The sequence below is a fragment of the Pontibacter sp. Tf4 genome (assembly GCF_014212495.1).
Taxonomy (GTDB): Bacteria; Bacteroidota; Bacteroidia; order Cytophagales; family Hymenobacteraceae; genus Pontibacter.
Genome location: NZ_JACKZC010000014.1, coordinates 21,618 through 36,834 on the forward strand (window position 1 = coordinate 21,618; position 15,217 = coordinate 36,834).

General features: G+C 51.5%; 7 protein-coding genes. All 7 read right to left on the reverse strand.

The window, feature by feature from the left end:
- Window positions 1-111 precede the first annotated feature (111 nt).
- The 7 genes from H7F15_RS18670 to H7F15_RS18700 all read right to left on the reverse strand — a co-directional run bounded on the left by H7F15_RS18670 (window position 112) and on the right by H7F15_RS18700 (window position 15,111).
- Window positions 112-2,760 carry a S8 family serine peptidase gene (locus tag H7F15_RS18670; RefSeq protein ID WP_185198521.1) on the reverse strand — a complete coding sequence of 883 codons (2,649 nt, stop codon included), beginning with the start codon at window positions 2,758-2,760 and terminating at the stop codon, window positions 112-114.
- A 138-nt stretch (window positions 2,761-2,898) separates the two neighbouring features.
- A complete protein-coding gene (locus H7F15_RS18675) occupies window positions 2,899-4,179 on the reverse strand; it encodes a M28 family metallopeptidase (RefSeq protein ID WP_185198522.1) in 1,281 nt (426 codons plus the stop codon).
- Between the two features lie 43 nt (window positions 4,180-4,222).
- On the reverse strand, window positions 4,223-4,519 hold the full coding sequence (locus H7F15_RS18680) for a VanZ family protein (RefSeq protein WP_185198523.1): 297 nt from the start codon (window positions 4,517-4,519) through the stop codon (window positions 4,223-4,225).
- A gap of 95 nt (window positions 4,520-4,614) precedes the next feature.
- Complete coding sequence (gcvH, locus tag H7F15_RS18685) at window positions 4,615-4,995, reverse strand: glycine cleavage system protein GcvH (RefSeq protein ID WP_185198524.1); 381 nt, start codon at window positions 4,993-4,995, stop codon at window positions 4,615-4,617.
- A gap of 63 nt (window positions 4,996-5,058) precedes the next feature.
- Complete coding sequence (gene sprA / locus H7F15_RS18690; protein ID WP_255481329.1) at window positions 5,059-12,228, reverse strand: cell surface protein SprA; 7,170 nt, start codon at window positions 12,226-12,228, stop codon at window positions 5,059-5,061.
- 12 nt (window positions 12,229-12,240) lie between these two features.
- Complete coding sequence (ruvA, locus tag H7F15_RS18695; RefSeq protein WP_185198525.1) at window positions 12,241-12,837, reverse strand: Holliday junction branch migration protein RuvA; 597 nt, start codon at window positions 12,835-12,837, stop codon at window positions 12,241-12,243.
- Window positions 12,838-15,111 (reverse strand): NADP-dependent malic enzyme, encoded by a 2,274-nt coding sequence (locus H7F15_RS18700; protein WP_185198526.1) that lies wholly within the window; start codon window positions 15,109-15,111, stop codon window positions 12,838-12,840.
- Window positions 15,112-15,217 lie beyond the last annotated feature (106 nt).

A 15,217-nucleotide genomic window follows, 5' to 3' on the forward strand; every position in this document is an offset into this window, starting at 1 on the left:
AATAGTTCAATTGAACTATAAGGCATATAAGATGTCTCGGCTTCACTCGAGATGGCAAAGAAGAAACTATAGGCTATACAACTCTCTTTAACAACTATAAACAGAAACCTCTTACTGAACCAACACTTTACCCGAAACCACATTCCCGAACTCATTCTTCAGGCGGATAATATAGAGGCCACTGCGGAGTTTATGTGTCGGGATCTCTTTGATAGCTCCGAATTCTTCGGCTTCGTATACCAGTTTTCCCAGCGCATCATAGAGCTGTACCACAGCTTCATCGCCGGCTGCTACCACTGATAGTATTTCGCCGGCTACAACCGGGTTGGGATAAGCCTGCACAAAGGTATCGTCTGCAAACAATAGCTCTTCGGTGTGGCTGTAAAAGGCGAGTCCCTGGGTGGTGAGTAGTTTTACGCGGTACAGGTTTTTGCCCGGTCCGGGTGCAGGGTCCTGCAAACTATAGTTCAGCTGCGTGACCGGCGCTATTGTTTGCACAGGCTGGACATTGTCGCCGGAAACGCGTTCTAAAGTAACAGACGCCAGTTTATAGATCGAGCTAAGCTCCAGTTTCAGATCAGCCTGGCTCGCTACAAAGCGTTCGGGGATAAAGCTTTTTATGTAACAGCCAATGCCTATCTGGTTATAGGAAATAAAATTGCTGTTACGGGCAGTTGTGCCACTGATAATGGGCGCTACGCTCAGGAGCTCCGGCAAGGCCTGCAACTGTGTTTTATGAAGTATAATGAGGGTATCTGATGTAGCCTGCAAAAGTTCAGGGTGAGTGCTGCCTACCTGCCATAGTTGGTACGTTTCAGCCCCGGGTAATTTAGTCCAGTGCAGCATTACTTCGTCGGTACAGTTGTAGCCAACATTTAGCTTCAGTTGCCGGCTCAGGATAAATTCTTCGGAGGTGATAGTGCCAGTAGCAGTACGCAGGCGAAGTTGTGCCCGGCCGATCAGAGCAGGGGCTTCCCAGTCATAGGATCGGGCTTCTGCGTTCAGGTCATCGGCTATCAGGTGCCACTCGCTTGTGCCGGCCACTTTATACTCCAACGTAGCCTGTCCGGTAAGAGTACCTTGCCAGCGGATACGGTTTACTTCGCCGGACTGCAGGCTCAGGCCAGCTACCGGGTACACCCACTCACCGCCGGATTGTATAAATTCAAACGCAAGGCTATAGTTCTGCGGGCCCTGTGGCACGTTATAACCTGTTACTTTCAGTTGGTACGTGCCGGGTGCAGGAAGGTCAAGCGTAACCTGTTCGATGTTGTTCAGGTGGTCGGGGCGGCGCCTGGCAGGTAAGGCAAGCGAGTCCGGGTGCGGATAGGTGCTGAGTACCCACGGTTTCCAGGTCTGGCCGGTGCCGGTGTTCACAAGCTCCAGGTCCAGGTCGTTGATAAGAGCCAGGGCAGCTTCGGGATTTCCTTCTGCATCGTGCCAAACCAGAGTAGCTTTTAGTTTCTGTGTGCCTGCGGGTACAGTTATGGTGTGCATTTGGGTTGCTGCGTGCGCCGCGCTGCCAACTATAAACCTGTTCTGTTGTATGGTGCGGAGGGCTCCTAAGGCATTGGTGTTACCGAACCCGGCCTCAAAATCAACCTCCGGTCTTCCGGCATCGTCGGCACTGTTAATTAAGGCTGCTTTTACCAGGGCGGCAGGAGGTAAGGTGCCATTCAGGTCTTTGTAAGTCTGCTGCACCAGCAAAGCCACCCCCGATACAACAGCAGCTGCTTCAGAGGTTCCGCCTTTTCCATAGGCTACTAGCTCAGGTTTTACACGTCCGTCCAGGGCCGGACCTTTGGAGCTTAGCACACCTATTTTGCCGTTCAGCTCTAGGGCGCCTACGCTCAGGGTATTTTTAGAATTTTTGAACTGGCCCGTAAGGTTAGCGAAACCGGTTATGCCAGCATAAGCACCTACCTGGTCAGCTTTATCGCCGCTGTTACCCGACGAGAACACGTGCAGCAAGGCAGGGTTTTGTAAAGCCTCCCGGTCATAAGCAGCAGACTCCAGGCCATAGTAGTTTTCCACGCCTACCCCGTATGAATGGTTCTGCACACTAATGCCTTTACTTGTCAGGGCCTGGCCGTTATCGGGAAAAAGCTCGGAAAAATCGGAGTAGCTGAGGCGGGCATAAGTGGCGATGCCTTTGCCTTTTGGACCGGTATTGCCAGCCCCGGCTATAATGGTAGCCATGGTAGTGGCATGGGAAGTGAAAGTACTGCCAAAGGTTTCGGGAGAGAGGGCACGCCCTTTCAGGTCCAGGTCATTCGGGTCGAAGGCTCCTTCTTTTACCGATACTATCATGCCCTGCCCCTGTACCTGCGGAAAGGCCTGCAGGGAGGCGTAAATATTATTGATCGAAAAATCAGCATCCCGTAGCTCAATCTCCTCCCGGGCCTGGCGGTTGGGTTTATCGATGTAAGTTACATGGGGCGAGGCTGCCAGTTGCTGCAGTGCTTTTTCAGAAACGTTGGTGAGCGTAAGGATGCCAGCTGTAGTAGTTGTTTGCACGTTCCCCTCGTAACCGGCCTCGGCCAGCCAAAGCAGGAACCTGGCTTTATCTTTTACCTGCACGCGTACTGCTCTGGTCTGGCTGTTTCGGATACTTTGCTGCAGGCCCGGTGCCAGGCGCTGCGCTGCTCTCTGTTTTGCTGGCTGCTGCTGTGCAAACGTTACCTGCACACTTACCAAAACTACGCCCAGGCACAGTATCCATAGCTTTACCAACTCCTTGCTATTCCATCGCTTTCTCACAGGTACTTTGTATAAGTGTTACAACCGGTTCTGTTTCTCAAATTAAGGTATACAATGTACTTACTATCAGTTGATTTTACAATCTGAAAAGAACAGAATGGCATAAAAACTTAATGTTGCAACAGCAGGTTTACAATGCTATAGTTTGGAGCCCTGTTGCAGCGCCGCAGTAAAATCGGTAATGAGTTGGAACACTTCGCTGAATTTTGTGAGTGGCAGCTGATCAGCCTGGTCGTAAACGTTGTGGTAAAAGGTAGTGCCACCTAAGGTATAAAAGAAGAAAGCCGGCACCCCGCGCTCTGAAAAAGGATAATGATCAGAGTTGGCAGCACGACCACGCATTTTTAGTTGTGGCAGGTAGTTGTGTTGGGTATTTATAGTTTGCAGCAGTGTAAATTCCGGCACATGCAGGCTGCCGTTCACTACCATCATACCTTCGTCGCCGGTGCCCAGCAGGTCGAGGTTAACCAGAAAGCGGATGTTGTGCAGCGGGAAAAGCGGGTTTTTAACATAGTGAAAGGAACCCAGCAAGCCGGCCTCTTCGGCAGCGAAAGCCATAAATACCAAACTATAGCGCGGCCTGTTTTCTGGTTTACTATAGTGCTCTGCCAGTTCCAGCAGCATCGCAGTTCCGCTGGCATTGTCGTTGGCCCCGGGGAAATAAATGCCTTTGCCCTGGCCACCCAGGTGGTCGTAGTGCGCTGTAAAAACTATAAACGAGTCGGGTTGTGCCGTTCCGGGTATCATACCGATCACGTTGCGGGTACTATAGTCTGGCGTATAATCTGCGGTTACTTTATATTTTACCTTCTTAGCTTTGGCCGGCCAGGCGCTTTGCTTTACTTCCAGCATAACTACAGGAGCAGGCGTGGCAGCTACGGCAGTCAGTAAATTATCTTTCTGAAGAATGATGTGGAGCGCGGGGAGCAAAAGCTGCTGCAGGTAAGGTTGTGGCAGTTGCCATAGTTGCTTCCGGAATTTCTGGGGATAAACCAGTGCTTTTTTGCGCAGGTCTCTGCTAAAGAACTTTTGAAGGGCCGCCTCACTGCTGAAAATGAGTGTATCGAGGGTAACTATAGTTGCCTTGCCATGGCCGCTGTTGCTTTGGGCGCTGGCTACAAAGGTAGTTCCCGGACTTAGCTTTTGCCCGTTTACAGAGAGCTCCGGCGTTTCGGTTATACGGTTCACAGGCAGGGTAAATTCCTGGAAGTAGGAGGTGCCTATTGTTTGCAGGCCTGCTGCCTTATACCTGTCCCGGATATAGTTTGCGGCTTTGGCATCACCTTCCAGCACATAACCACGGCCATGGAAATAAGGGCTTGTAAGTGTATCTATGGTCTGGCGTACACGCGGCATGTCCTGCGCATGCAGGGGAGTAGCCAGCAGGCAAAGAATAAAAAGTTGGCAGATCAGCTTCATGAGCTAAAGGTAGCAAACAACTTGCTAAACTATAGCAACTGCCTTACCACACGTAAACCCACTTGAACAGCACAATCCCGATCAGGCACCCGATGGTGTTGCTTACAATGTCCATGATCTCGGCGCTGCGGCCCGGTACAAATGTGAACTGAACAATCTCGATCAGGATGCCGAACATAGACGAGATGAGCAAAGAGCTCCGGATAGCGTAATGCTGTAGTTTAGGGTAAGTGAACTGCTTGGTAAGTCCTACGATCATCAGAAAGCACAGCACCATAAACATGGTGGCGTGAGCAAACGAATCGAAGGAGAAAAGGTCGGACAGGGAAACCGACGGCATGGAAGCTGAGGGCAGCAGCGTTGTAAGTAAAATAACTGCTGCCCACAGTATGGTAAAAAAGTTATAGCGTAGTATCAAGCCTGCGCAGATATCAGTTACTGACCTATCAGTTCGCGGTAAGCAGCTGCCGTCAGCAGTTCACCTACTTCAGCCTGGTTGTCGATCGACATTTTAATGATCCAGCCTTCGCCATACGGGTCAGAGTTTACCAGTTCCGGGCTGCCTTCCAGCTGCTCATTAAACTCCTGCACAGTGCCGCTCAGTGGGCTGAACAGGTCTGATACCGTTTTAACGGCCTCAACAGTACCAAATACATCATTCTGGTTGATCTGCTTGTCTACCGTGTCGATATCTACATACACGATGTCGCCAAGTTCGCTTTGCGCAAAATCAGTGATGCCCACATACGCTACATCACCTTCTATACGTACCCACTCGTGGTCTTTCGTATACTTCAGGTTTTCTGGTAAATTCATTTGTTATATCAGTTAGTTGATGACTTACTCCAAAAATACGGTGTTTTTTGTTATGCTAAAATTTTATTGCAAACTAACTCGTAGTTGTATGCCGCCTTCGGTCACGCTGTTGCGGAACGAGGTCGATATTTTAGGATCAGACACGGTGCGCAGCACATAGAACTGGATGTTTACGCGCTCGCTCAGCAGGTAATCTATAGTTGGGCGAAGCTGCAGCTGGCGTGTGCCGTTCGTGATCTGGTTCTGGCTGCTCTCGTTGCCTTGTTCGTCGCGGGCAATGGCGCGCTGCACGGTCTGGTTATCTCTAACCGAGAAATCAAGACGCATGTTCAGCTCGTTCTCCAGCACACGGCGCTGTCCGCCAATCCGGATCGGGATTCTGAAGTTGGTGGCAGCATACCCCAGACCCACCACATAATCCTTCACGTTCGTTTCTGTTATCTGGGCGTTGGTCAAATTAAGCGACAGGTTACGCTCCACTTTGTATTCCAGCCTGCCTGTAAAGTTAGTTTTGGTCCTGAAGTTGATACCCAGCAGCGGAGCCAGCCTTTCGGATACGGTAAGCTGCGTTACAATGTAGTACGGAATGATCTGCCCGAATTCGTTTACCTGTGTCGGGAAGCCGTTTGGCCTGCTGTTGTAAGCCAGCGAGGTAGTAAAGTTGGTAATGTTGTAAGTAGAACTATAGGCATGGGTTAAGTTTACCTGGCTGAACCAGCGCTGGAAGAATGGCAGGTTCGACAGGCCGTTATAGTCTACGCGCCAGTTCGGTATTGGCAGGCGGCTGAACGGGCTCTTCGACTCTGCTTCATAGCCGTTCACGTCGCGGCCCTGGTAAGCATACAAAAAGGCGTTCAACAGCACATCCTGCGAGTTGAGGGTATAGCCTTCGTTACCGGCCACAGGGTTTGCATCCGCAAGCTTCTCGCGGATGGCATACCGGTAGCGGATATAGTTCTCAAACGCTTCAGAAGCGCCTGCATCGCCGGACTCAAACAAAGTACCCAATGCCATGAACGATGTACTGAAAGCACCTGTCGTGATCGGGTTCTGGCGGCGGTCATCGGGGCTCAGGTTGCCAAAATCATCAAATTCGCGGCGGTAAAACACTTCATTTATTTCAGACATGTTACGCGTTACATCTATTTGAATGTTGAAAGCTTTAACAGGCTCCAGGTTGGCGCGGGCCGTAAACGACTCGGTAAGTATAGCGCTGAGCGGGGTGTTCAGGTACTGGCTACTGTCCGTGTACCAGCCGTTGCGGTCAGCGCGGTTGTATAGTTGGTCCAGGTCGTATTGTTTGCCCAGTATAAACGGCAAGCCCGGTGCATCAAATCCGTCGTCAAAACCCAGGAAACGTGTAGCTGGCAGGTAGCCCGGCAACATGGTGCCTTTGTTGCGCAGGTAGGTCACGTTTACCGAGCGCGTCATCATCAGGAACCTGGCAATAGACTTACTCACCTGGTTGCCGGAGCTGGATCTGGCTGTGGTATCGTTGGCTGCGCGCACCGGTACCGGGGCAGCCGGCGTATTGGCATCTCTCAGGAACTTTACCTTGTTATACAGCTTTACCAGGTCCAGGCGTCCGTTTACAGTAAACTCCTGGTTATTTTCTACGGTGTTACCCAGCCTGAACTGATCGTCGCTGTTCAGGGCCGTGGAGCCTGCCGTCCAGATATAAGTAGCCGCATAGCGTGTCTCAGCACCAATCCAGTCTGTCAGAGGGAACTTATCCAAAGGCAGTTTATAGTTCAGGGCAATCAGCTGGTTAAAGTTGGTGGTACGGCCGCCTCGTTTAAGGTTATCCCAGATGATCTCGTTTTTATATTTCAGGGAGTCGATCTCGTTGTTGATGCGGTCGTCCGGTTCGTCTACTACAGCCCGGTTGGTAGCCGTATAGTCCAGCGACAGGTTTTTGCTGATGTCCCACTTCATGTCGTAAATACGGTTGAAGTAGAAATACTTCTGGAACGTAGGCTCGATGCCACGCGTGGTGGTAAGCCCTGTAACTGGGTCGCGGCGCTGCAGAAAAGTCTCGTTGTAGCGGCGGTCCAGGTCAGCACGGAACGCAAAGCTGCTTGGCAGCGGCGTAAAGTTCAGGTCTTTTATCAGTCTTAAATACGGCGACTTCAGCGATGCACTTTTCTCGAACGGCGCATAGTTGCGGGCCGACGGGTTGTTATAGTTGTAGGCAATGCCACCGGTATAAGTTTTGGTAAAATCGCGGTCCGTTTCGATGTCGGTGAACAGGCGCTCGGCATAGGCATAGCTCAGCGAGAAGTTCTCAATGTCGTATGGACGTACTTTGTCGTTCGGGTCGGTGCGTTCTTTGCGTACGTTCAGCAAGCTAAAGCTCTTACGTGTTTCGCGGGTGGTCACTTCTTTCCGGTACTCATCACGGGCCTCTTTCGAATCAAACCTCGACAGGGACTGTTCCAGGGGCACGTCTTTATCCAGCGGGTCAAACTGTGGTTCGCTGTTCAGGGTACCATACTGCACCGATAACGGGATCTTGATGCCGGTTTTCTCCGGCAGGAATTTGTCTGCCACTATATTGGCGCTTACATCAAACAGGGCTGTGTTCTCACGCGAACGCTGGGCTATTTTCTGCTGCAATCCGCCAAAACCAACAGTGGTGTAGGCACCGGTAGCTGTTACGTTGGCAAAATCGGCCAGTTTGGTGTTGAGGCGGGCGTTGGCTGCCCAGCCGGTACTGTTCTTGAAATCGGTTACGCGCAGTTCATCTACCCACATGCACAGCGAGTGCGGCCTACCGTCGGAGCCGGCTACAGTTGGGTTGCTCATACCGATCATAATGCTCTGTACTTCGCTGAAGTCCGGGTTACCTACCACGCGGATAACCTTGCCGTTGCCCAGCTGCACCTCATACGGGATGGTTTTGTTATAACCGGCAATGCGGTTACGGGCCACCTTGGCATTCACCAACTCTTCCAGCGCAATATCGATCATGTTTTCCTGCGGCCAGATGGCGTCCGGCGAGGTGCTGCCCTGCGGAGTTATCGTAAGTGGCACTGCGTACTCATAATAGTTCTGTGTAAAGTCGGTACCAATTCTTACAAAAGCCTGTACGTCGCCGGTGCGTGTGTTCGGGTCCTGTGTCTGGGCATGGATGTACATCTTCAGGCGCTTGTAGATGAGCATGTCCAGCGAAATGTTTTTGTAAACCGCTTTCGAGAACGAATCACGCAAGTCTTCCACACATAGCTGCAGCGACTGCTCGTTCTGGCGACGGTTGTTGGTAGAGGCATAGTCGCGCAAACGTTCAATACCCGGCGGCACCACATACGGGATGTTGCCTTCGGTTACCTGTCCGTTTTCCTCAATGTTTACCGTAGAGATCGTGAATTTGCGGGCATCGTCGGTACAGGTTAGACAAGGGCGGCCTTCGTTTATAGGCTGCTGGTAGGCGCGCCACTGATTCGCTACAAACTGGAACTGCACCATACGCAACACAACCGGGTCCTGGAACTGCGTCATGTACATACGCATAAACCGGATAGATTTAAAGCCGCTGATGTTACCCACATTGCCTGTTGGCTGGCGCACTGGAATCCGGAACTGGTACCAGGTCACATCGTCGCCATTCACGTTCTGGGTTACCTGGTCTACAATGTAGTTCTGGCCTACGTTCAATTGTCCCGGCTGCAGGTTGATCTTGTACTCGTAATACTGCTCCACGTCGTTTATCACGTTGTCGCGGTTCAGGTCTTCTTTATCAGGGTAAGCATAGTTGGCGAAGCGGCTGTTCTCCGGTGAGTTGCCGTCCATGCCGTTAAAGTTCTTGTAACGGGCCAGTACGCCTGCATTCTGCTGGTCGTAGATCGGGTCCAGGTGGTGCAGGAAGTTATCTGCCGAAGGGTCGTCCACTACGGTTTGTGGCGGCGCTCCCGGGATAAGGTTCAGGAAAGAATTACGGAAAAAATCAGCTTCTGCAGCATCATTCAAACCATCCAGACCGATGTCCTGAAACTGGCGCGCACCCGGTACACCTGTAAAGGCATCTGTCAGGAATTGCTGTGTGGTAATGCGGCCCCAGATGGTTTCCTGTACGTTCTGCAGGCTGTTTCCATCTGTCGGCAGTCCATTCTCAAACGCATATACGTTATCACGCAGGATGTCTTCGGAAACGCTGCCAAGGTTAAATACCAGCTCACCGCCTGTGTTGTTCGGTACCGGGTTGCCTTGTGCATCCGTGCGGCCATATTTACCGGATATGAACGGGTCCATCATCCAGAACTCCACATACTCGATGTTGGCGTTATCAAAGTCCGTATCGAATGTAATCTCGCGGCTCACACCACCCCAGTTGTTGCGCGGGTCGCCGGAAAGCAGGCCCTGCGATGTCAGGTTCGGGTTATAGTTGTACTGGCCACGTTCGCGCGGGTAATAAGCCAGGTCAAAGGTATATTCAAAGGTATTGGATACTTCCGGGTCGCGGCCCGGGAACACTTCGTTGCGGCGCACGCCCCGCACATAATGGTTCTTCAGCTCTTCGTCGGTAATGTTGTCCGGTTTCAGGCCGTCGGAGTCGCGGTAAAAGATCTGGTCGATGGTATACCAGGCCAGTTTGGCGCGATTATAACTATAGGCCAGTCCTTCGCCGGGCACGAGCGGGGCAGGAGTGGCCGCCAGGCGCCAGCCGTTGTTGCTGAAGCCGCCTAAACTATAGGGTGTCTCCGAACCTTCAAAGTCATCTATATACGAAGTGCCATCCTCGTTGGCAGGCGATTTGGTTTTAGCCGGAACCAGCTGTGCAAACTCTCCGCTGAACGTAATGCTGGATGGAGCCTTGGTCTGTATCAGCGGAATGGCATCGGTCATGCGCGTCAGGAAGCGGGACTCTTTCTGCAGGTTAATGTCGAAGCCGTAAATGGTATTGTTGGTTGGTTCATCGCCGATGCTGACACGGTTAATGTACGGTTGCTCGCTCATGTGCAGTACCGTAGCTCCCAGGTTAATATCATCGGTCAGGCGGTAATCGAAGCGGGCACCTACCAGCGCACGCGGCTGTATGTTCAGCAGTTCGGCTTTCTCATAAGTTACACGCAGGTCGCTGGCCGAGCTGATGTAGCTTGGGTTCAGGATTTTTATGCGGCCCAGGTCGTAGAAAACCTGGTAATCGGTGCCTTCGGTCAGGCGTGTTCCGCCGGAGTATACTGCTACAGAGCCTTCCGCAATCTTAAAGCCCGGCAGTATGATCTCGTCTGTAGAAGTTGCCTGCACCCTGCCCGTTAAAAAGAACTTGGCTTTGGCACTGTTTTGCTGTGCGTCGGTCTGGGTCTGGGTGTATAGTTCCTCAAAAACATAGCGCTCTGCCAGTTCCGGGTCATTTTGCAACTTTGCTCTCAGGTAATCTCCGAATGGCTCTACCTGCGGAAAGTAAATGCGGCCGGTTTCGGGATCAATGGTTATGCCTGGCAAAAAGTCGAAGTTACCGTCGCTTGGGCGGTCGTTGTTGGTGTTTACGTTATCCAGGTTAAATACTTCTACCAGCGGCACACCCTGTATCGGGCTCTGCTCGGTCAGTGCCGATATGTCTACGCCTGTTTCATCATCTTTGTAGATAATACGCAGCTGAAAGTTTTCGCGGTTCACCTGTGTGGCATCCAGACTATAGACGTTTTTCATCATCAGGTCCCAGGTCGGGTACTCCAGCGATGGGTTTGTCGCCTTTAGCAATTTCATGTGGATGATCTGGTCATCCTGCAGGTTCTGGTAATCTTCCAGCAGCTCGCCTACCTTGTAGGTTTTCCCATTGTAGGTATACTCAAAGGCCACACCCAGCACCTGGTCCGGCAACAGGGCGGTGTTAAGGGAAATATAGCCTAACTGTGGGTTAAATTTATATTCGCGCGGGTCCAGTTTGCGGGCGCGTACATGTTCAAAATCAACGCCTTTCTGCAGGCCCTGGCTACGCAGGTAAGCATCTACCTGTGCATTGTCCCGGGCTTGTGGGTTGGTAGCTACTAAACTATAGAGTGTGTTCACAGCGTTGCTGGCCGGGGCAGTGGTAATGCGCTCGAACTGGTTACGGTAGGGGTCGGGCTCGCCAAGGTCCATGTAAGCCACCATGTTGCGCAGGTTTTCGGTTGCGCGGTTGTTGTTGGTCACGTATAGTTCCAGCCTGCGGATAACGATGCCGGAGTTTACCAGCGGCAGCGTAGCCAGCGATTTGTCGTAACGGTCCCGGAAGAACTGCGACAGGAAAAAGTGACGGTCTTTGTCGTATTCGTCGATCCGGATCTCGAAAGGCTGGTTCTGGGCACCGTTCGAAACGATTACTTCGTCGTTGCGCCCGCGCACGTTGGAGGCAATGGCTGTAACGCCCAGGCGGCCGAACTGCAGCTGTGTTTTTATACCAAACAGGTTTTGGGCACCGCTTATCAGGGAGTTGTTCAGGGGCAGGCTTACGTTACCAGCTTCTACTTTCCTTATAATCTCTTCTTCGTAGCCGGTATAGTCCAGCTTCATGTTGTTTTCGAAGTCGAAATTGGCGTTGTTGTCCCAGTTAAAATTGATGGCCAGTTTTTCGCCTACCTTACCAACTAAGTTTAACGAGATGTTCTGATCAAATTCGAAATCGCCGGTGCGTTGCTGGCGAAGCGGTATAGTTGGGTTCTGGTTGCGGTTAAAGCGGGCACCAAACTTCAATGAGATATTTCCATTTGGTTGAATATCAACAAAGTTGCCGCCAAAAATACGGTCGAACACCGGGCTGATGTAGATCTTGGGGATAAGCCTGCGGCTGCTGGTCAGGTCTTCGCCATCCAGGCCTCCTGATTTGGTACGCCAGTAATCGCGCACTGCCTGGCGCTGCTGCCACTCCGTAAACTGTTTCAGGGTCATGGACGAAGGCGTGCGGTACGGAATACTGTCGCCGATGGTCTCGTTGATGTTATAGAGCTGCAGGCTGTCGTTATAGTCTACGTCCAGTTGTATGTTGCCCGGCAGGCCCAGCAGCAGGGGAGAGCTATAGTTGCGGTCGCTGAAAGGACTGCCGCGCCGGTCGGATGGCACAAAAGTTGGCCGGCGGCTGGGGATATAGGCGGTGTCCTGGCGGCGGATAGTGTCCTGCGAAAAAAGGTCTGTCAGGTTGTTTAAACGGTACTTGGCGGGCAGGCGCAATGCTTCTGCTTGCGACCACCAGGCCAGCATACCTATCGTAACAACCGTAGCAAAAACAAGGCTGCTCTTTTCCTTTTTCCAGATCAAACGGGTATAAGTCTAAGACGATTTTAACGCAAATTTTATAAGCTCTTCCACACTCAGGTTGCCGCCTTCCCGCTTAATGATCGCATCAAGCGTTTTCTCCGCTACGTTCTTGGCAAAACCTAAGGTAACCAATGCTGATAACGCTTCGGCACGGTTGGTATTGTGTGCCGTGCCGGCCGGCAATACGCCTGCATCTGTAAGCATTACCTCTTTCTTTATTTTATCACGGAGCTCCAGTATAATGCGCTGCGCTGTTTTGGCGCCTATCCCTTTCACATGCTGTATCGTACGCACATCTTCCCGAACTATAGCCTGTTGCACTTCCTCTACCGACAACGACGACAGGATCATCAGACCTGTATTAGGACCAACCCCCGAAATAGAGATCAGGTGCAGGAAAGTTTCCTTTTCGGCCGCCGTCATAAAACCATATAGGGTGTGGGCGTCTTCTTTTATGTGCAGGTAGGTGTGCAGCCGGCAGCGCTCCCCGTCCGGTAACGAGGAGTACGTGCTCAGCGATATTTTGATCTGATACCCTATGCCGTTCACATCAATGATCACATAGGTCGGATCTTTATACGTCAGCTTGCCATCGATATAGGCTATCATCTATATATGTTTGTTGTTATAGTTCTGTGCATCTACGACGGCAATGGCCACCATGTTTATAATTTCTCTGATAGAGCTGCCAAGTTGCAGAATATGAACAGGTTTACGCATGCCCATCAGTACCGGACCAATGGCTTCGGCGCCGCCTATTTCCTGTAACAGCTTGTACGCAATGTTACCTGCGGTCAGTGTCGGGAATACCAGGGTGTTGGCGCCCCGCTCAGCCAGTTCACTGAACGGATAGTGCTCGCGCAGCAGGTGGCGGTTCAGGGCAGTGTTGGCCTGCATCTCGCCATCTATCAGCAGGTCAGGGTACTTTTGCTTGGCTTTACGCACTGCTTCAGAGCCTTTGTTTGGTATATCGCCCTGCACCGAGCCAAAGTTAGAGTACGATAGTACGGCAATACGGGGTTCCTGGTCAAAGAAACGCACCGTGCGGGCAGTAAGGCCGATAATATCTACCAGCTCGTCGGCAGTAGGATTTATGTTTACGGTAGTATCTGCGAAAAAGTACGGCTCTTTTTTGTTCAGGATGATGTACATACCAGCCACCTTGTTTACGCCTTCTTCCACACCAATTACCTGTATGGCCGGAAGTATGGTTCTGGAGTAGTCGCGGGTAAGGCCGGAGATGAGGGCATCCACTTCGCCGGTTTCCAGCATCAGGCTGCCAAAATAGATCCTGTCGCGCACCAAACGGCGGCAGTCGAATAAGGTAAGCCCTTTACGCTGACGCTTTTTGTAAAGTAGCTGGGCAAATTCCTCGCGCTTGGCATCCTCTTCAAACGGGTCAATAATGGTTGCTCCGTGCAGGTCGAGTTTGTTTTCGCGAATGATTTCCTCGATGCGTACCCGGTTACCTAACAGAATAGGCTCCGCGATCAGCTGCTCTTTAACTGTCTGGGCTGCCTTCAGGATCTTATAGTTGTCGGCCTCTGCAAACAGCACGCGCTTCGGATCTTTCTTGGCCTGGTTGGTAATACGGGTCATCAGTTTCTGGTCGATACCGATGCGCTCCTGTAGTTCCTGTTCGTATTGTTCCCAGTCCGTGATCGGGTTTTTAGCAACGCCGCTCTCCATAGCCGCTCTGGCAACTGCCGGCGACACAGTGGTAATCAGGCGCGGGTCCAGTGGTTTAGGGATAAGGTAGAATCTATCGAACGAAATGGTGTTGTCGCCATAGGCTTTGTGTACGATCTCCGGAACAGGCTCCTTTGCCAGCTTGGCCAGCGCGTGCACGGCAGCCAGTTTCATTTCTTCGTTAATTTCGGTAGCGCGCACATCCAGCGCCCCTCTGAAAATGTACGGGAAGCCGAGTACGTTATTTACCTGGTTCGGATGGTCAGAGCGGCCGGTTGCCATGATCAGGTCTTCGCGGGTAGCCATGGCCACGTCGTAAGGTATTTCCGGATCAGGGTTAGCCAATGCAAAAATGATCGGGTTCGGCGCCATCAGCTTCACATATTCAGGAGGTAGCACATTCCCAGCCGACAGCCCAACAAATACGTCGGCATTCTGCATGGCTTCTTCGAGGGTATTTATCTTGCGCAGCGTTACAAACTGGGCTCTGTAAATGTCCAGGTCGTTACGCTCCGGGCGGATAATACCGTCCTTGTCGAACATCACGATGTTGTCCATCTGCACGCCCAGGGCTACATATAGTTTGGCGCAGGCAATGGCGGCTGCACCGGCACCGTTCACTACCATTTTTATTTCCTCTATCTTTTTGCCGGCAAGCTCCAGGGCATTCAAAAGGGCTGCAGAGGATATAATAGCTGTGCCATGCTGGTCGTCGTGCATCAGCGGGATGTTCATCTGCTCTTTCAGGGCATTCTCTATCTTAAAGCTTTCCGGAGCTTTAATGTCTTCCAGGTTAATGCCACCAAACGTAGGCTCCAGCGACTTTACGATACGAACAAATTCGGCAGGGTCTGTGCAGTCGATCTCGATATCAAATACATCGATGCCGGCAAATTTCTTGAACAGTACGCCTTTTCCTTCCATTACCGGCTTGGAGGCATCCGGACCGATATTGCCCAGACCAAGCACAGCGGTACCATTTGAGATAACACCTACCAGGTTGCCCTTGGCGGTGTACTTGTATACATTGTCTTTATCAGCGGCTATTTCTTTGCATGGTTCGGCTACGCCCGGCGAGTAAGCCAGTGCCAGGTCGTGCTGGGTGCTTACCATTTTGGTAGGTACAACTTCAATTTTGCCAGGCTTGCCATCCTGGTGATAGTTCAGGGCGTCCTGCTTGTTAACTTTAATCATAGGTAAAATTCTTTATGAGCAGAGGCGGAGGCCTCTTTTATGTCGGTTGCTCGTAAAAAGCCAATTTCAAAATAAATTGTTGCTTATCAAAAAAACAGGGGCTAAA